The 17,341-nt window shown below is 56.3% G+C and carries 17 protein-coding genes; 6 read left to right on the top strand and 11 right to left on the bottom strand.

Annotation, left to right across the window (positions count from 1 at the left end; all coding sequences use genetic code 11):
* The first annotated feature begins 8 nt into the window (after positions 1 to 8).
* From metQ to proS, 4 genes are all read left to right on the top strand, one after another.
* Positions 9 to 824 carry a methionine ABC transporter substrate-binding lipoprotein MetQ gene (gene metQ, locus ACP4QI_RS04010; protein WP_142488316.1) on the top strand — a complete coding sequence of 272 codons (816 nt, stop codon included), beginning with the start codon at positions 9 to 11 and terminating at the stop codon, positions 822 to 824.
* A gap of 107 nt (positions 825 to 931) precedes the next feature.
* The gene (gene rcsF, locus ACP4QI_RS04005) at positions 932 to 1,336 is read left to right on the top strand and encodes an Rcs stress response system protein RcsF (protein ID WP_142488315.1); all 405 of its coding nucleotides are present in this window, start codon (positions 932 to 934) and stop codon (positions 1,334 to 1,336) included.
* Positions 1,333 to 2,040, top strand: a complete 708-nt coding sequence (gene tsaA, locus ACP4QI_RS04000) for a tRNA (N6-threonylcarbamoyladenosine(37)-N6)-methyltransferase TrmO (RefSeq protein ID WP_142488314.1) — start codon at positions 1,333 to 1,335, stop codon at positions 2,038 to 2,040. Before rcsF ends, tsaA begins: the two co-directional genes overlap by 4 nt.
* 111 nt (positions 2,041 to 2,151) lie before the next feature.
* Positions 2,152 to 3,870 (top strand): proline--tRNA ligase, encoded by a 1,719-nt coding sequence (gene proS / locus ACP4QI_RS03995; RefSeq protein WP_142488313.1) that lies wholly within the window; start codon positions 2,152 to 2,154, stop codon positions 3,868 to 3,870.
* 40 nt (positions 3,871 to 3,910) lie between these two features.
* Here the strand turns inward: proS and nlpE are convergent, their stop codons facing one another.
* From nlpE to ACP4QI_RS03980, 3 genes are all read right to left on the bottom strand, one after another.
* Positions 3,911 to 4,558 carry an envelope stress response activation lipoprotein NlpE gene (nlpE, locus tag ACP4QI_RS03990; protein ID WP_409518835.1) on the bottom strand — a complete coding sequence of 216 codons (648 nt, stop codon included), beginning with the start codon at positions 4,556 to 4,558 and terminating at the stop codon, positions 3,911 to 3,913.
* 85 nt (positions 4,559 to 4,643) lie between these two features.
* Positions 4,644 to 5,066: an alternative ribosome rescue aminoacyl-tRNA hydrolase ArfB gene (gene arfB / locus ACP4QI_RS03985; RefSeq protein WP_426495581.1), complete on the bottom strand. Its 423-nt coding sequence runs from the start codon at positions 5,064 to 5,066 to the stop codon at positions 4,644 to 4,646.
* A complete protein-coding gene (locus ACP4QI_RS03980) occupies positions 5,063 to 5,608 on the bottom strand; it encodes a YaeQ family protein (protein WP_142488311.1) in 546 nt (181 codons plus the stop codon). The genes arfB and ACP4QI_RS03980 overlap by 4 nt, the downstream gene beginning before the upstream one ends.
* A gap of 198 nt (positions 5,609 to 5,806) precedes the next feature.
* Between ACP4QI_RS03980 and ACP4QI_RS03975 the strand changes: the two genes are divergently transcribed.
* Both ACP4QI_RS03975 and rof read left to right on the top strand, forming a co-directional pair.
* Positions 5,807 to 6,007, top strand: coding sequence for a YaeP family protein (locus tag ACP4QI_RS03975; RefSeq protein ID WP_142488310.1), 201 nt, complete (start codon positions 5,807 to 5,809; stop codon positions 6,005 to 6,007).
* Positions 5,994 to 6,254: a Rho-binding antiterminator gene (rof, locus tag ACP4QI_RS03970; RefSeq protein WP_059308693.1), complete on the top strand. Its 261-nt coding sequence runs from the start codon at positions 5,994 to 5,996 to the stop codon at positions 6,252 to 6,254. Before ACP4QI_RS03975 ends, rof begins: the two co-directional genes overlap by 14 nt.
* A gap of 28 nt (positions 6,255 to 6,282) precedes the next feature.
* Here the strand turns inward: rof and tilS are convergent, their stop codons facing one another.
* From tilS to lpxA, 8 genes are all read right to left on the bottom strand, one after another.
* Entirely contained in the window at positions 6,283 to 7,569 is a 1,287-nt protein-coding gene (gene tilS, locus ACP4QI_RS03965) for a tRNA lysidine(34) synthetase TilS (RefSeq protein WP_426495580.1), read from the bottom strand.
* A 62-nt stretch (positions 7,570 to 7,631) separates the two neighbouring features.
* The gene (locus ACP4QI_RS03960; RefSeq protein ID WP_426495579.1) at positions 7,632 to 8,021 is read right to left on the bottom strand and encodes a VOC family protein; all 390 of its coding nucleotides are present in this window, start codon (positions 8,019 to 8,021) and stop codon (positions 7,632 to 7,634) included.
* Between the two features lie 59 nt (positions 8,022 to 8,080).
* Positions 8,081 to 10,219, bottom strand: a complete 2,139-nt coding sequence (locus tag ACP4QI_RS03955; protein ID WP_156262950.1) for a lysine decarboxylase LdcC — start codon at positions 10,217 to 10,219, stop codon at positions 8,081 to 8,083.
* A gap of 100 nt (positions 10,220 to 10,319) precedes the next feature.
* Positions 10,320 to 11,279 carry an acetyl-CoA carboxylase carboxyl transferase subunit alpha gene (accA, locus tag ACP4QI_RS03950; protein ID WP_106994311.1) on the bottom strand — a complete coding sequence of 320 codons (960 nt, stop codon included), beginning with the start codon at positions 11,277 to 11,279 and terminating at the stop codon, positions 10,320 to 10,322.
* A gap of 12 nt (positions 11,280 to 11,291) precedes the next feature.
* Positions 11,292 to 14,774: a DNA polymerase III subunit alpha gene (gene dnaE, locus ACP4QI_RS03945; protein WP_426495578.1), complete on the bottom strand. Its 3,483-nt coding sequence runs from the start codon at positions 14,772 to 14,774 to the stop codon at positions 11,292 to 11,294.
* A 34-nt stretch (positions 14,775 to 14,808) separates the two neighbouring features.
* Positions 14,809 to 15,405, bottom strand: coding sequence for a ribonuclease HII (rnhB, locus tag ACP4QI_RS03940; RefSeq protein ID WP_231313035.1), 597 nt, complete (start codon positions 15,403 to 15,405; stop codon positions 14,809 to 14,811).
* On the bottom strand, positions 15,402 to 16,550 hold the full coding sequence (gene lpxB / locus ACP4QI_RS03935) for a lipid-A-disaccharide synthase (RefSeq protein ID WP_285111167.1): 1,149 nt from the start codon (positions 16,548 to 16,550) through the stop codon (positions 15,402 to 15,404). The genes rnhB and lpxB overlap by 4 nt, the downstream gene beginning before the upstream one ends.
* Positions 16,550 to 17,338 (bottom strand): acyl-ACP--UDP-N-acetylglucosamine O-acyltransferase, encoded by a 789-nt coding sequence (lpxA, locus tag ACP4QI_RS03930; RefSeq protein ID WP_142488303.1) that lies wholly within the window; start codon positions 17,336 to 17,338, stop codon positions 16,550 to 16,552. Before lpxA ends, lpxB begins: the two co-directional genes overlap by 1 nt.
* Positions 17,339 to 17,341 lie beyond the last annotated feature (3 nt).

Here is a 17,341-nt window from a genome sequence, read left to right as displayed (position 1 = left end):
ATAAGAACATGGCGTTTAAATTGAAGACCTTTGCTGCGGTAGGCGCGCTGATCGGCTCTCTGGCACTGGTAGGCTGCGGCCAGGATGAAAAAGATCCAAACCACATCAAAGTGGGCGTTATCGTCGGTGCGGAACAGCAGGTTGCCGAGACGGCAGCCAAAGTGGCGAAAGAGAAGTATGGCCTCGACGTCGAGCTGGTGACCTTCAACGATTACGTTCTGCCGAACGAAGCGCTGAGCAAAGGCGATATCGATGCTAACGCCTTCCAGCACAAACCATATCTGGATCAGCAGATCAAGGATCGCGGCTACAAGCTGGTTGCGGCAGGCAATACCTTCGTATACCCAATCGCGGGCTACTCTAAAAAGATCAAATCTTTAGAAGAGCTGCAGGACGGTTCTCAGGTTGCGGTACCGAACGACCCAACGAACCTTGGCCGTTCCCTGCTGCTGTTGCAGAAAGTGGGCCTGATTAAACTGAAAGACGGTGTAGGCCTGCTGCCAACCGTTCTGGACGTTACTGAGAACCCAAAAAACCTGAAAATTGTTGAGCTGGAAGCACCGCAGCTGCCGCGTTCTCTGGATGATGCGCAGATCGCTCTGGCGGTTATCAACACCACTTACGCCAGCCAGATCAACCTGACTCCGGCCAAAGACGGCATCTTCGTTGAAGACAAAGATTCCCCATACGTTAACCTGATCGTGACCCGCGAAGATAACAAAGACGCGGAGAACGTGAAGAAATTCGTACAGGCTTACCAGTCTGACGAAGTTTACCAGGAAGCTAACAAAGTCTTTAACGGCGGAGCAGTTAAAGGCTGGTAATCTGACCTCTGTGTAATATCATTCATGACGGGCGTAAGCCCGTCTTGTCATTTATGCAGGCAACTGATTCAATATCTGACGATTTGATTATTCATAGAGGAAATATTATGCGTGCTTTACCGATCTGTCTTTTAGCACTGATGCTGAGCGGCTGTTCTATGCTAAGCAGATCTCCTGTTGAACCTGTTAAAAGCACAGCAACCCCGCCTAAAGTGGAGCCTGAAAAGCCAAAAGCGCCACGCCCTGCGCCAGTCAAAATCTATACCAGCGCTGAAGCCTTAGTGGGTAAACCGTTCCGCGATCTGGGTGAGGTCTCCGGCGAATCTTGCCAGGCCAGCAATCAGGACTCTCCTCCGAATATCCCGACTGCGCGTAAACGCATGCAGGTGAATGCCTCTAAAATGAAAGCCAATGCGGTTCTGCTACACAGCTGTGAAGTGACCAGCGGCACGCCAGGCTGCTACCGCCAGGCCGTCTGCGTAGGTTCTGCCCTTAACGTCTCGGCAAAATGAGTGCATTCCAGTTCGAGCAGATAGGCGTTATCCGCTCTCCTTATAAAGAGAAGTTTGCCGTACCCCGCCAGCCAGGGCTGGTAAAAAGCGGTGGCGGTGAGCTTCACTTGATCGCTCCGTATAATCAGGCAGATGCCGTGCGCGGACTGGAAGCCTTTAGCCACCTGTGGGTACTGTTTATCTTCCATCAGACCATGGCAGGCGGCTGGCGGCCGACCGTTCGCCCGCCTCGTCTCGGCGGTAATGCAAGAATGGGGGTATTTGCCACGCGCTCTACCTTCCGCCCGAATCCTGTCGGGATGTCGCTCGTCGAGCTGAAAGGCATTCGCTGTCAGAAAGATCAGGTGATCCTCGAGCTTGGCAGTCTGGATCTGGTCGACGGCACGCCGGTGGTGGATATCAAACCCTACCTGCCCTTTGCCGAAGCGGTGCCGGATGCACGCGCCAGCTATGCCCAGCAGGCCCCTATGGCGGGTATGCCCGTTTACTTTACCGATGAGTTGGCCCCCCGGTTAGTCCAGCTGGAAAAACGCTACCCTCGCCTGCGGGATTTTATCGTCGAGGTGCTGGCCCAGGATCCCCGTCCGGCCTACCGAAAAGAGGAAGAAGCCGGGAAAACGTATGCCGTTCTGCTGCTGGATTTTAACGTTCGCTGGCGCGTCACGGCGGCGGGCTTTGAAGTGTTTGCCCTCGAGCCGCAGTAATTTTATTCTCTTCTCTTTTGGCATCATTGCCACACTGGTAAACTAAACCACTTTTTTTGTGTCAGGCTGCCGGTCAGCCTGTTCCAATCGTCGAAATGGAACCGTAACAACATGCGTACTAGCCAATATCTGCTCTCCACCCTGAAGGAGACACCTGCCGACGCCGAAGTTATCAGCCACCAGCTGATGCTGCGCGCCGGGATGATCCGCAAGCTGGCCTCCGGGTTGTATACCTGGTTGCCGACCGGCGTGCGCGTCCTGAAAAAAGTCGAAAATATCGTGCGTGAAGAGATGAATAACGCCGGTGCTATCGAGGTGTTAATGCCGGTAGTTCAGCCCTCTGAGCTGTGGCAGGAGAGTGGACGCTGGGAGCAGTATGGTCCGGAACTGCTGCGTATTGCCGATCGTGGCGATCGTCCGTTTGTTCTGGGTCCAACGCATGAAGAAGTCATTACCGATCTGATCCGTAATGAGCTGAGCTCTTACAAGCAGCTGCCGCTGAACTTCTTCCAGATCCAGACCAAGTTCCGTGACGAAGTGCGCCCACGCTTTGGCGTCATGCGTTCCCGTGAATTCCTGATGAAAGATGCTTACTCTTTCCATACTTCTCAGGAGTCTTTGCAAGAGACCTATGACAAGATGTATGAAGCGTACAGCAAAATCTTTTCCCGCATGGGGCTGGATTTCCGTGCTGTTCAGGCTGATACCGGCTCCATCGGCGGTAGCGCATCCCACGAGTTCCAGGTACTGGCGCAGAGCGGTGAAGACGATGTGATCTTCTCTGACTCCTCTGATTACGCTGCTAACATTGAGTTTGCAGAAGCCCTGGCGCCAAAAACGCCGCGTGCTGCTGCAACCGAAGAGATGAAACTGGTTGATACACCAAACGCGAAAACTATCGCCGAACTGGTTGAGCAGTTCAATCTGCCAATTGAAAAAACGGTAAAAACCCTGCTGGTAAAATCTACCGAAGGCAGCGCATACCCGCTGGTTGCCCTGCTGGTGCGTGGCGATCACGAGCTGAATGAAGTGAAAGCAGAGAAGCTGCCGCAGGTTGCAAGCCCATTAACGTTCGCAACGGAAGCAGAAATCCGTGCCGTCGTGAATGCTGGTCCGGGTTCTCTGGGCCCGGTCAATATGCCAATCCCTGTTGTTGTTGACCGCACGGTCGCAGCGATGAGCGATTTCTCTGCCGGTGCTAACGTTGACGGTAAACACTTCTTTGGCATCAACTGGGATCGCGATGTGGCGACCCCTGAAGTGGCTGACATTCGTAACGTGGTCGCAGGCGATCCGAGCCCGGACGGCAAGGGCACCCTGATGATCAAACGGGGTATCGAAGTGGGTCACATCTTCCAGCTGGGTGATAAATACTCCCGCGCAATGAATGCTGCCGTTCAGGGCGAAGATGGTCGTAACCAGGTTCTGACCATGGGCTGCTACGGTATTGGGGTCACTCGTGTGGTTGCTGCTGCTATCGAGCAAAACTACGACGAACGCGGTATTGTCTGGCCGGACAACATTGCGCCGTTCCAGGTGGCGATCCTGCCAATGAACATGCACAAATCCTACCGCGTGCAGGAACTGGCCGAGAAACTGTACAGCGAACTGCGTGCCCAGGGTATCGAAGTGCTGATGGACGATCGTAAAGAGCGTCCGGGCGTGATGTTTGCCGATATGGAACTGATCGGTATTCCTCATACCGTGGTCATTGGCGATCGTAACCTTGATAACGACGAGATCGAGTACAAGTATCGTCGTAACGGCGAGAAGCAGATGATAAAAACCGGTGACGTGCTTGATTACCTGGTGAAAGCCATCAAGGCATAAGCCACAAAAAACCCCGCTCCGGCGGGGTTTTTTATTTCAGCTATTTGCTGTCGCAATTCTTACCGGCTTCAAACCTGGCATCCCGGTCCGGCACCAGCGTTTTGACTCTCTCGCCGCTGTCCGGATTGGCTTCCAGCGTAAAGTGCCCGTCGACCGTGAGCAGTACCGGTTTGGTATCACTCCCGCGCGCCGCCGCGTAATCCCGCTCCAGTTGGGCGTTATTCGCCACGCTCACCTTTTTGCCGGTGGCACAGTCGGTGAAGATCGCTGCATCAGCCATATAGAAATACATGCCGCGCATCGCCATTGGCGTCGCCGGCAGCGCGGCGGTTACCGGCGCCAGGGTGTAATTAAACTGTGATTCTATGGGATTGCCCTGCATGTCGAGCATCTCCAGCCCTTCGCCTTTGGCACGGAAATAGCGCTTTTCGCCCGCCGTATCCGTTAGCACCAGCTTATCGGCGGTGCGAGCCCAGGTGCCGTAGCTGGCAAAGGAGGAAGGTGCCTTCGCCCCCTGGTAGTGTTGGTTCATCACCCAGGAGCCATCTTTTTCCAGAAACAGCGAGGTTTCGATACCTTCGCAATCGGCACAGGGCAAGACGCCACGCCAGCTCTGCTGCATCGGTTTTAACGCCTCTGCCTGGGTCGGTTCCAGCGCCTGCATCTCTGCGCGGTTATGGCACCCCATCAGGACGAACAGCGTGCTTGCTGCCACCACTGAAAATATCGCTGTTTTCACTCTCTATTCCTTATCGTATTCCGACTGTCGCCCGTTAATCCTGAGGGCGTCGCACTTTGCCGCGCAGCGCTTTAACGGATGATTTCTGTGCTTTCGAAGCCAGACGACGCTCTTTCGAGGCGCGGGTCGGGCGGGTGGCCCGACGGCTTTTTTGTACTACGGTTAACTCCTGGATCAGCGCCACCAGCCGGGCCAGCGCCGCCTCCCGGTTCATCTCCTGACTGCGGTACTCCTGGGCCTTGATGATAATCACCCCTTCGCTGGTGATCAGATGATGGCTGGCGGCGAGCAGGCGTTCTTTATAGTACTCTGGCAGGCTGGATGCCCGAATGTCAAAGCGCAGATGAATGGCCGTTGAGGTTTTATTCACATGCTGGCCGCCCGCACCCTGTGCGCGGATCGCGGTGATCTCAACTTCATTATCAGGAAGGGTGACAGTTCGGGACAGGACAATCATGAGCGGGACTGCCAGGCTTCAGGATGAATTTCCAGATTATTCTCAGCATCCGATAACCAGATGGCGCCATCCTGAATCGTTGCCTGCAGGATCATGGTTCGTCCGGCAAATGCGCTCAGCGCAGCAAGCTGTTCATCATTCAGGTACCAGACGGACAGGTTATTGAATTGCGAGCACTTGTTCTTATTCTGCTGCCACCAAATCTCCGCGGCACGGCTGTTATAGGTAAAGAGCGCCACCTCCGCAGACTGGGTACAGGCTTTCTTAATGCGGCGCTCATCCGGCAGGCCAAGCTCAATCCACAGATCGATGCCCAGATGATCGTTGAGCAGCCAGGCTTCCGGCTCGTCTTCCGCGCTTAATCCGCGGGTAAACTGCAGTCGCTCGTTGGCATACTTAATCCATGCCAGCAGGCGCAGCATCATGCGCTCCTGCGTTTCTGATGGATGACGCGCCAGCGTCAGGGTCGCATCCAGAAACTGATTGCGGTCTAAATCCGCCACATTGACCGCGGCTTTGTAAATTGTCGCTTTAAGCGCCATGAGAGAACTCCTTTCGAATCAGGTGCGCATTGTAGCGAAATCTCCGCCAAAAGGCTGTTACAGGCTCGCGAATGTCTACGACATCAACCTGCTGATATTGCTTAAATGAGTATGGTATAGTCACCTTGCTAAACCGGGTTTATGCTCGTAGGCTTAATTGTATCTCACAGTAAAGTCAGTGCGCTGGCAGGAGGGGATGTGAATAATTATTGTGAGTTAATTCGCAAACGGTATGCGGAAATTGCCAGCGGCGATCTGGGGTACATCCCTGATGCGTTGGGCTGTGTATTGAAAGTTCTGAATGAAATGGCGTCGGATGACACGCTTTCAGAATCGGTCAGAGAAAAAGCAGCATATGCTGCTGCGAATTTACTGGTGAGCGATTATGTCAATGAATGAAACTTATCAACCCATCAATTGCGATGACTATGACAACCTCGAACTCGCCTGCCAGCATCATCTGGTCCTGACGCTGGCGTTAAAAGATGGCGAAGTCCTGAAGGCTAAAGCGAACGATCTGGTATCCCGTAAAAACGTGGAGTACCTGGTGGTCGAGGACGGCGGCGCAACGCGTGAACTCCGTCTCGATAAAATTGCCAGCTTCAGTCATCCCGAAATCGGCACCGTCGTGGTGAGCGAGTCCTGATCCTCTGTAACGGGCAGCCCGCTGTCCGTTACGCTTTCCACTCCAGCTGTACGCCCGTCTCCGCCGCCCCTTCCCGCGTCACAAACACGCCCGCAGCCGCTACCAGCGTTTCGCCGTAGAACAGCAGCGGAGTGGCATCCCGCCGCCAGGGGGCAACATTAAGTTCCTGCCAGATTTTTTTAATCTTACGTCCACCGTTTCGCCCGACGATGTGCAGCGTTCCGCTGGCGCGGAAGCGTACCGTCACCGGCTCGCCGGGCTGCGGCAGACGTAGATTACCGCCCGCCTCAATGTGCAGAGCACCCAGGCCTTCCGGCAGCTGTAGGGGTTGATCCAGCGAGGGCCAGTCGATCACCCGATCGGCCAGCGGCGCGTGGCTTTTCACCCACCACAGCTGCCCCTTAAAGCGTCTGATCTCTCCCTCCCCGGAACGCAGTTGCGGTGCCGCATCCTCCCGGGCCAGCGCCACTTCGTCCCAGAGCCGGGTGAGCATGGCGCGGGACGGCATTAACGCTCCGTGCGCCGCCAGCCATCTTCGCAGCAGCGCCGCCCGACGTACCGCGCTCATCGCCTCCAGCGGTGCGATAGCCAATGCCCCCTCGTCGGAAACCAGGGACGACAGCTCGTCAGCCAGCAGCTCATCAAGCAGCTGCTCCTGCTCCGCGCACAGCGTGGCGCTGCGCGCGGTGGCTTGCGCAAAATGCGGCCAGCGTTGTGCCAGCAGGGGAACTACGCGCAGGCGCAAAAAATTGCGGTCATAGCTGTCGTCCTGGTTGCTTTCATCCTCTATCCAGCGAAGACCCCAACGCTGCGCCTCGCCAAGCAGCGATTCGCGCGTCTCGCCGAGCAAGGGACGAATCTGTTCGGTATCGGCAAAACGCGCCCGCGCGGGCATGGCCGACAGCCCTGCCGGGCCGCTGCCGCGCTTAAGCGCCAGCAGAAAGGTTTCACACTGATCGTCAAGGTGTTGCGCCGTGACCAGCGCTTCACCCGGCAGAAGCGCCTCGCGAAAGGCGGTATAACGCGCTTTACGCGCCTGCGCTTCCAGCCCCAGTCCCTCATCCGCCAGCGTCACCCGCACCACGACAAGCGGGATACCCCACGCGCGACAGAGGCTTTCGCAGTGCGCGACCCAGCTGTCTGCGTGCGGACTCAGGCCATGATGAATATGGATAGCGCGCAGTTCGAGACCGGGATCCTTTTCACGCCAGCGCATCAACTGATGCAGCAAAACCGTGGAATCCAGGCCACCGCTAAATCCCACCAGCAGACGGCGGTACGGGTGGAGGGCTTGCTGAAGATCGGCTGTGGTCATCGTCGTTATTTATGCAGGAGGATGCCCGGCACGTTACCGGGCAATTCTTATGGAGGCAAGTGTTACTGCTGGTACAGTTCCAGCGGCAGGCCATCAGGATCGTTGAAGAATGTGAAGCGTTTCCCGGTGAAAGGGTCGATACGAATGGCTTCACACTTTACGTCATGCGATTCGAGGTGCTGCACGGCCAGGTCAATATCATCCACGCTAAAGGCGAGGTGGCGTAAACCGCAGGCTTCTGGTCGGGACGGACGCGCCGGCGGGAAAGGGAATGAAAACAGCTCAATGACGTACTGGCCGTTCAGTGCCAGATCTCCCTTCCAGGAGTCGCGCTCTTCGCGGTAAAACTCACTCTGCAGGGTAAATCCCAGCGTATCGCAGTAAAACGCCTTACTGATAGCGTAGTCGGTGGCAATAATTGCAATATGGTGAACCTGCTTTAAGCCCAGCATAGTCTCTCCTTTTTAATGTGCCTGAACGTTATAACCGAACCCCCGTGCCGTGCAAGGGGTCACTGCGCTTTTAAGACCCGTACCCTGTAGATGCCGTTTTCATCTCGTTTGGCACCGTGGATGTCCGTTTCGAACCCGGGATAATGACGACCAATTGAGCAGAGCATGAGCAGGAAATCGAGCACCGCCCTGCTCTTCTCGGTGATCATCTCCCCTGGCATCAGCAGCGGCACCCCCGGCGGATAAGGCAGGATCATGTTGGCCGAGATCCGCCCGACCAGATCCTCCAGATCGACGGTTTCCACCTCCCCTTTCACCTGGCGCTGCCAGGCGTGATGCGGAGTAAGCTTCATTTCTGGCAGAACGTCAAAGGCCTGCAGCATCAGACGCGGCAGATCGTGCTGGCGGATCAGCTTATGGATCCCCTGGGCCAGATCCTGAATGCGCATGTTGCGGTAAAAGTCAGGATCCTCGGCGTAGAGATCCGGCAGCATGTTCTTGACCCGCAGATTCAGATCGTAGGCGCGCTTGAACTCCATCAGGCCGCGCAGCAATCCCATCGCCCGGGTTTTATCGATCCCGATACTGAAGAGAAACAGCAGGTTATAGGGTCCGGTTTTTTCGACCACCACGCCGCGCTCATCAAGGAACTTCGCCACCAGCGCGGCCGGGATCCCCTCCTCGCTCATTACCCCCTGCTCGTCCATGCCCGGTGTGAGTATGGTGACTTTGACCGGATCGAGGAACATATGATCCGCATCGGCATCGCGAAAGCCGTGCCAGCTCTCTCCTGGCGCCACCGGCCAGCATTCGGCTTCGTCGATATCGTCCGGCTGCCAGATATCGAAGAACCAGCTGTCGGCTTCGTCTTTAAGGCGCTGGACCTCTTTGCGAAAATGCAGAGCACGCTCAACGGAACGGTTGATCAGACGCTTGCCGGGATTGCCGCGCAGCATCGCCGCCGCGGTTTCAATCGAGGCTACCAGCGGATAACTCGGCGAGGTGGTGGTGTGCATCATAAAGGCTTCGTTGAAGGTATCTTCGTCGTATTCGCCTTTAATGTGAATCAGCGAGGCCTGGGAGAATGCTGCCAGCATTTTGTGCGTCGACTGGGTTTCGAAGAACACTTTTCCCGGCACCCGCTCGCCGCTCATCCCGCTTTTCCCGGCATAGATCGGGTGGAAGTTGGTATAGGGGACCCACGCCGAATCAAAATGGATCGAAGGCACATCCAGGGTCTGTTTCACCCAGTTAGTATTGTACAGCAGACCGTCGTAGGTGGAGTTGGTGATCACCGCGTGCACCGGCCAGCTTGCCCCCGGCACGGTTGCCACTTTGTTCTCAATCGCCGCGTGGGTAAATTCCCGGCGCGGGATCCCGCCCAGAATGCCCAGCGCGTTACGGGTGGGCGACAGCCAGATCGGCACCACGTCGCTCATCATCAGCAGATGCGCCAGAGATTTGTGGCAGTTACGGTCAATCAGCAGAGTACTGCCGTCCGGCGCGGCGTACATGCCGACAATCTTGTTCGAGGTCGAGGTACCGTTGGTCACCATATAGCTCTGCTCGGCGCCAAAGGTGCGGGCGATGTACTCTTCGGCTTCAAGATGCGGGCCGGTATGATCCAGCAGAGAACCCAGCTCCGTCACCGAGATCGACACATCCGCCTTCAACGTATTCCCGCCAAAGAAATCATAGAACAGACAGCCCACCGGGCTTTTCTGGTACGCCGTACCCGCCATATGGCCTGGGGTACAGAAGGTATATTTTCCCTCTTTCACATAGGTGAAGAGCGCCCGGGTAAACGGCGGGGTAATGGTATCGAGGTACTCACCGGTATATTGCTGAATGCGGGTGGCAATATCCTCAGCCACACCCAGCGAATACTCAAAGAACCACAACGCCATCCGCAGATCGTGGGCGCTGACGTCCATCGTGGAGTGAGTGTTGATAAAGGCGTACAGCGGCAGGTATTCATTGAGTTGATTGATATCGCTGCACAGCTCGAGGTCGTATTCGTCCCAGTCGAAGATGACGCCGCAAATACGCGGGTTGTGTTCGATGAACTTCAGTAGATCGGCGCTGTTCTGCGGCCAGATGAGTTGAAACCCGCGCGACCTTAACGCCTGCTCCAGCTCCTTGATGGGTTCGTCTTTATAAAAGACGCCGTGCGGCCCCATAATGGCAATGATGTTCACGGTTTACCTCCTTAAAAAACATTCACTAAGCATAGTTGAGGTAAACCGCAGGCATAAAAAAAGCCGCAACGATGTGCGGCTTTTCAGAGTATGGCCTGGCTTATGCGTAACCGTAGCTCATCAGACGCTGGTAACGACGGTTAAGCAGATCTTCTTTGCTCAGCACATCGAGATCGGCGAGATCGGCCAGCAGCTGTGCCTTCAGAGAGGCCGCCATGACTTCTGGCTTACGGTGTGCGCCACCCAGTGGTTCCGGGATAACGGTATCGATCAGCTTCAGCTCTTTCAGGCGTGGGGCGATAATGCCCATCGCTTCTGCGGCCAGCGGCGCTTTATCAGCGCTTTTCCACAGAATGGAGGCGCAGCCTTCCGGGGAGATAACGGAATAGGTGCTGTATTGCAGCATATTCACTTTATCGCCTACGCCAATGGCCAGCGCACCACCGGAACCACCTTCACCGATAACGGTGCAGATAACCGGCACGCTCAGGCGTGACATTTCGCGCAGGTTGCGGGCAATCGCTTCAGACTGACCGCGCTCTTCTGCACCGACGCCCGGGTAAGCACCCGGAGTGTCGATAAAGGTGATGATCGGCATGTTGAAACGCTCGGCCATCTCCATCAGACGCAGGGCTTTACGGTAACCCTCCGGCGCAGGCATCCCGAAATTGCGGCGAATTTTTTCTTTGGTTTCGCGCCCTTTCTGGTGGCCAATAATCATCACCGGACGACCGTCGAGGCGTGCAATTCCGCCAACGATAGCTTTATCGTCAGCATAGGCGCGATCGCCTGCCAGTTCGTCGAATTCATCGAACGCCAGGCGGACATAATCCAGGGTGTACGGACGCTGTGGATGGCGCGCCATCTGGGCTACCTGCCATGCGCCGAGATCGGCAAAGATTTTGCGCGTCAGTTCTACGCTCTTTTCACGCAGACGATGCACTTCTTCGTCGATGTTAATATCCAGTTTTTCATCCTGACGGCCAACGGCGGTCAGAGAATCGATTTTCGCTTCCAGCTCTGCAATCGGCTGTTCGAAATCAAGGAAATTCAGACTCATAGTATTCCTGTATTAGTCAAACTCCAGTTCCACCTGCTCCGAACCAATGAGGCCACGGAGATCGTTAAGTAAACGATCGCTCGGAGAGACACGCCACGACGCACCAAAGCGCAATCGTGCACGCGCATCCGCCCTCTGATAGTAGAGATGTACTGGAATGGTCCCCGAGCGGTGGGGTTCCAGAGACTGACGGAGTCGGTTTAAAAGCTGGTCATCAATTTGCCTGTCCGTCAGCGAGATAGCAAGCCCGCGAGCATATTTTTCCCGGGCTTCGTCAATGTCCATCACTTCGCGGGCGGTCATTTTAAGCCCCCCGCTGAAGTCATCAAAGCTGACCTGTCCGCTGACGATAAGTATGCGGTCTTTTTCCAGCAACTGCTGATATTTATCCAGTGCGTCGGTGAATAACATCACCTCCAGACGCCCGGAACGGTCATCCAGCGTACAGATGCCGATACGATTGCCGCGCTTGGTGACCATAACCCTCGCGGCAATGACGAGCCCCGCAGCCGTGGTAATCTTACCACGTTCTGTCGGATGCATGTCTTTCAGCCGGTAGCCTCCGACATAGCGCTCAATTTCTTTAAGATACTGGTTAATCGGATGCCCGGTCAGGTACAGGCCCAGCGTTTCACGCTCGCCGTCCAGCACCGTCTGTTCCGGCCACGGCTGACAGCTGGCATAGGATTGTTCGATCTGCTCCGGCTCTTCTGCCAACACGCCGAACATATCCGCCTGACCAATGGCTTCGGCTTTCGAGTGCTGATCGGCAGCCTTCAGGGCATCGGCCAGCGAGTTCATCAGCGCGGCGCGATGCGGCCCAAGGCGGTCAAACGCCCCGGACATGATCAGCTTTTCCAGCACCCGGCGGTTAAGCTTTTTGATATCGGTACGGGCGCACAGGTCGAACAGCTCGCGGAAGTAACCCCCCTGGTTACGGGCTTCGATGATCGCTTCGATCGGGCCTTCACCCACGCCTTTAATGGCGCCAATACCGTAAACAATCTCCCCGTCATCGTTAACGTGGAAATGATACTGGCCGGAGTTGATGTCCGGCGGCAGAATTTTCAGCCCCATGCGCCAGCACTCATCCACCAGACCCACCACCTTCTCGGTGTTGTCCATATCGGCGGTCATTACCGCGGCCATAAATTCTGCCGGGTAGTGTGCTTTCAGCCACAGCGTCTGATAGGAGACCAACGCGTAAGCAGCGGAGTGCGACTTGTTAAATCCGTATCCGGCAAATTTCTCTACCAGATCGAAGATTTTCATCGCCAGTTCGCCATCAACGCCGTTTTTCTTTGCCCCTTCTTCGAAGGTGCCGCGCTGCTTGGCCATCTCTTCCGGCTTTTTCTTACCCATCGCACGACGCAGCATGTCCGCGCCGCCGAGGGTGTAGCCGGAGAGCACCTGGGCTATCTGCATAACCTGTTCCTGATACAGGATGATGCCGTAGGTGGGCTCCAGTACCGGTTTCAGGCTTTCGTGCTGCCACTGCACATCAGGATAAGAGAGCTCTTCGCGACCGTGCTTACGGTCGATAAAGTTATCCACCATCCCCGACTGCAACGGTCCCGGACGGAACAGTGCCACCAGAGCGATCATGTCCTCGAAGCAGTCAGGCTGCAGACGTTTGATCAGATCTTTCATGCCGCGGGATTCAAGCTGGAACACCGCCGTGGTTTCCGAACGCTGCAGCATGTCGAAGCTTTTCTTGTCATCCAGCGGGATCGCGGCGATATCAATCGGCTCCAGGCCCTGTTTGGCGCGGCGCGGGTTGATCATCTTCAACGCCCAGTCGATGATGGTGAGCGTACGTAAGCCGAGGAAGTCAAACTTCACCAGGCCGGCGTATTCCACGTCGTTCTTATCGAACTGAGTAACCGGGTGCGAACCGGTTTCGTCGCAGTACAGTGGCGCAAAATCGGTAATTTTGGTCGGGGCAATAACCACCCCACCGGCGTGCTTACCGGCGTTACGGGTGACGCCTTCCAGCTTGCGCGCCATGTCGATCAGCGCTTTGACCTCTTCGTCGGCCTCGTAGATTTCCGGCAGCTGCGGTTCTGCTTCGAAGGCTTTCGCCAGGGTCATGCCCGGATCGGGCGGCACCAGCTTCGAGATGCGGTCGACAAAACCGTACGGATGGCCCAGCACGCGGCCCACGTCGCGGATAACCGCTTTTGCCGCCATCGTACCGAAGGTAATAATCTGCGATACCGCATCGCGACCGTACATGTCCGCCACGTGCTCGATAACCTGGTCGCGTTTCTCCATGCAGAAGTCGACGTCGAAGTCGGGCATCGAGACACGTTCCGGGTTAAGAAAACGTTCGAACAGCAGGTCAAATTCCAGCGGATCGAGATCGGTAATTTTCAGCGCATAGGCCACCAGCGATCCCGCACCCGAACCACGACCTGGCCCAACCGGTACCCCGTTGTCCTTCGACCACTGGATAAACTCCATGACGATCAGGAAGTAGCCGGGGAATCCCATCTGGTTAATAACCTGGAGTTCAATATCCAGACGCTCGTCATATTCCGGGCGCTTCTCGGCGCGAACGGTCGGGTCCGGGAAGAGGAATTCCAGACGCTCTTCCAGACCCTCTTTCGATTTCAGGACCAGGAAGTCTTCGGTAGTCATGTCGCCGGTCGGGAACTGCGGCAGGAAATACTCGCCCAGGCGGACGGTGACGTTGCAGCGTTTGGCAATCTCTACGCTGTTTTCCAGCGCTTCCGGAATATCGGAAAACAGCTCGCACATCTCCTCTTCGCTGCGCATATACTGCTGCGGCGAATAGTTGCGCGGACGTTTCGGATCGTCGAGGGTAAAGCCATCGTGGATAGCGACGCGAATTTCATGGGCGTCAAAATCATCGGCGTTGATAAAGCGCACGTCGTTCGACGCCACAACCGGTAGCCCGTGCTCTTCTGCAAGGGCAACTGCGGCATGCAGATAGCTCTCTTCATCAGGACGGCCGGTACGGATCAGCTCCAGATAGAAGCGGTCCGGGAAGTATTCTTTATAAAAATCGACGCACTGTTCCACCAGCACGGCATTGCCGCGCAGCAGGCATCGGCCCACGTCGCCCATGCGCCCGCCGGAGATCAGCAGCAGCCCCTCATTCAGTTCCGCCAGCCACGCGCGATCGATCCACGGCCCCTGCGGACCGTAGCCGCGCTGATAGGCCCGGGAGATCAGCAGCGTCAGGTTCTGATAGCCGGTGTTATTCATCGCGAGAACGGTAATCTGCGTCATCTCATCGGCGAGAAGCTCGCTCTGAACGTGAAAATCGGCACCAATCACCGGCTTCATACCGGCACCGTGCGCCGTTCCGTAGAACTTCACCAGACCGCACAGGTTGGTGAAGTCGGTGATCGCCAGCGCAGGCATGCCAAGGGCGGCCGCCTTTTTCACCAGCGGCCCGGTCTTTGCCAGCCCATCAATCATGGAATAGTCGCTGTGCACCCGCAGGTGTACGAAACGTGGTTCAGCCATTTTCAGATCCCGCGTTACTTATTGGCGTCTTGATTCAGGACATCAGTCCCAGTGCGCGTTTCACCGGTCCAAAACTGCGACGATGGTGTTCAGTTGCGCCGTGTTCAGCCAGTCTTTCCAGGTGGAAAGCGGTAGGATACCCCTTATGCTGGGCAAAGCCATACTGGGGAAAAGTGATATCGAGCGCGGCCATTTCGGCATCGCGGGTGACCTTAGCAATGATCGAGGCGGCGCTGATTTCAGCCACCCGGCTGTCGCCTTTGACGACCGCCAGTGACGGCATGGGCAATGCCGGACAACGGTTTCCGTCGATCAGCACATACTCCGGTACCAGGTTCAGCCCCGCCACCGCACGCTGCATCGCCAGCATGGTGGCATGCAGGATGTTCAGCTCGTCGATCTCATGCGGCTCCGCCCGCCCCAGACTCCAGGCCAGCGCTTTCTCTTTAATTTCATCGTACAGCGCCAGGCGGCGCTTTTCGGATAATTTCTTCGAATCATTCAGACCGATAATAGGACGAGCAGGATCGAGGATCACCGCGGCAGTGACAACGGCACCCACCAGCGGACCACGCCCCACTTCATCCACACCCGCCACCAGATGGGTGTGAGGGTAAATAAATTCCATCATTGTGCTAACTCCAGCACCGCGTCAGCCGCCTGCTCATCGGCATTACAGCGGATTTGCTGATGCAGTTCCCGGAAGGTATCGTGCATTTCATGGCTGGTTTTGCCGTCGGCCAGCAGCGGTAACAGCGCAGCGGCTAGCGCCTGCGGCTGGCACTCATCCTGCAGCAGCTCTTTCACCAGCTCGCGTCGGGCGAGCAGGTTTGGCAGGGAGACGTAATCGGTTTTCACCAGTCGTTTCGCCAGCCAGAAGGTGAAAGGCTTCATGCGATAGCCCACCACCATCGGGCATTTCGCCAGCATGCACTCCAGCGCGGCGGTCCCCGACGCCAGCAGAGCGGCATCGCTGGCGACCATCGCTTCACGGCCTTTGCCATCTAACAGATGAACATGCAGATCCGGAGCGACCTCCGCCTTAATACGTTCGAACTGCTCCCGGCGTTTGGCGTTTACCAGCGGCACGACCACTTCGAGGTCAGGGTAGGTCTGACGCAGGATCTGCGCCGTTTTCAGGAAGTCTGCGCTGAGCATTTCCACTTCTGCACCACGGCTCCCCGGCAGCAGGGCCAGGCAGTGAACGTGGTGGGGAATGCCGAGTACGTCGCGTGCCGCATTTTTATCGGGATCCAGCGGCATGGCATCGGCCATGGTGTGGCCGATAAAGCGGCACGGCACGTTGAATTTATCGTAAAACGCTTTTTCGAAAGGCAGGAAAGCCAGAACGAGATTCGTCGATCTGCCTATTTTGAAAACACGTTTCTGTCGCCACGCCCAGACGGACGGGCTGACGTAATGGATGGTTTTAATTCCCTGCTTTTTCAGATTACCTTCGAGGGTAATGTTGAAGTCAGGCGCATCAATGCCGACGAACACATCGGGCTTCAGTTCGGTAAAACGGCGCGTCAGATCGGCGCGGATGTGCAGCAAACGACGCAGGCGACCCAGCACCTCAACGATGCCCATCACCGCCAGCTCTTCCATCTCATACCAGGCTTCACACCCTTCAGCCTGCATCAATGGACCGGCAACGCCGACAAAGCGCGCGTTGGGAACGCGCGCTTTGAGCGCTCGAATAAGACCTGCACCAAGAATATCGCCGGAGGTTTCTCCGGCGACAAGGGCGATCGTCAGCGGGCGACTATCAACCATTAACGAATCAGACCGCGAGTTGAGCGTGCGAAGAATTCCACGAACGCGTTCACCTCAGGATGCTGTTTCGCCAGTTCAGCGATTTCCGGCTTCGCCTCTTCCAGCGTTTTACCGTTACGGTACAGCTGTTTGTAGGCGTTACGGATAGCCATAATCGCTTCACGGCTGAAGCCGCGGCGCTTAAGGCCCTCGATGTTGACGCCAAACGGCGTCGCATGGTTACCCTGCGCAATCACATACGGCGGGACGTCCTGCGCCACGCCGGAGCAGCCGCCAACCATCACGTGCGCACCAATGATGCAGAACTGATGGACCGCGGTCATGCCGCCAATGATGGCATGATCGTCTACTGATACGTGTCCCGCCAGCGTTGCGTTGTTGGCGAGAATACAGCGATTACCGACGGTGCAGTCATGCGCGATATGCGCGTTGACCATAAACAGGTTGTCGCTGCCCACCTTCGTCAATCCACCGCCCTGTACTGTGCCACGATGAATGGTGACGCTTTCGCGAATGCGGTTACGATCGCCAACTTCGACACGGGTCGGTTCACCAGCATATTTCAGATCCTGGTTCGCTTCGCCGATGGTGGCGAACTGATAGATCTCGTTGTCGCGGCCAATGGTCGTATGACCATTCACAACGACGTGAGATTTCAGTACGGTACCCTCACCAATTACGACATGGGGTCCAACAATACAAAACGGGCCGATGTGGGCGTTAGCACCGATAACGGCACCCTCTTCCACAATGGCGGTTGGATGAATAAAGGCGGTTTTATCAATCACGTA

The sequence above is a fragment of the Leclercia sp. TB492 genome (genome assembly GCF_049974505.2).
Lineage (GTDB): Bacteria > Pseudomonadota > Gammaproteobacteria > Enterobacterales > Enterobacteriaceae > Enterobacter > Enterobacter adecarboxylatus_C.
The sequence above is the reverse complement of the archived record's forward strand: the minus strand, read 5'-3'. Positions and strand labels throughout refer to the sequence as shown.

What these genes read in the sequence shown, in the direction of transcription:
- metQ (WP_142488316.1), top strand. Translation starts at nt 9, where the DNA reads ATGGCGTTTAAATTGAAGACCTTTGCTGCGGTAGGCGCGCTGATCGGC.
- rcsF (WP_142488315.1), top strand. Translation starts at nt 932, where the DNA reads ATGCGTGCTTTACCGATCTGTCTTTTAGCACTGATGCTGAGCGGCTGT.
- tsaA (WP_142488314.1), top strand. Translation starts at nt 1,333, where the DNA reads ATGAGTGCATTCCAGTTCGAGCAGATAGGCGTTATCCGCTCTCCTTAT.
- proS (WP_142488313.1), top strand. Translation starts at nt 2,152, where the DNA reads ATGCGTACTAGCCAATATCTGCTCTCCACCCTGAAGGAGACACCTGCC.
- nlpE (WP_409518835.1), bottom strand. Translation starts at nt 4,558, where the DNA reads ATGGGGTGCCATAACCGCGCAGAGATGCAGGCGCTGGAACCGACCCAG.
- arfB (WP_426495581.1), bottom strand. Translation starts at nt 5,066, where the DNA reads ATGATTGTCCTGTCCCGAACTGTCACCCTTCCTGATAATGAAGTTGAG.
- ACP4QI_RS03980 (WP_142488311.1), bottom strand. Translation starts at nt 5,608, where the DNA reads ATGGCGCTTAAAGCGACAATTTACAAAGCCGCGGTCAATGTGGCGGAT.
- rof (WP_059308693.1), top strand. Translation starts at nt 5,994, where the DNA reads ATGTCAATGAATGAAACTTATCAACCCATCAATTGCGATGACTATGAC.
- tilS (WP_426495580.1), bottom strand. Translation starts at nt 7,569, where the DNA reads ATGACCACAGCCGATCTTCAGCAAGCCCTCCACCCGTACCGCCGTCTG.
- ACP4QI_RS03960 (WP_426495579.1), bottom strand. Translation starts at nt 8,021, where the DNA reads ATGCTGGGCTTAAAGCAGGTTCACCATATTGCAATTATTGCCACCGAC.
- accA (WP_106994311.1), bottom strand. Translation starts at nt 11,279, where the DNA reads ATGAGTCTGAATTTCCTTGATTTCGAACAGCCGATTGCAGAGCTGGAA.
- dnaE (WP_426495578.1), bottom strand. Translation starts at nt 14,774, where the DNA reads ATGGCTGAACCACGTTTCGTACACCTGCGGGTGCACAGCGACTATTCC.
- rnhB (WP_231313035.1), bottom strand. Translation starts at nt 15,405, where the DNA reads ATGATGGAATTTATTTACCCTCACACCCATCTGGTGGCGGGTGTGGAT.
- lpxB (WP_285111167.1), bottom strand. Translation starts at nt 16,550, where the DNA reads ATGGTTGATAGTCGCCCGCTGACGATCGCCCTTGTCGCCGGAGAAACC.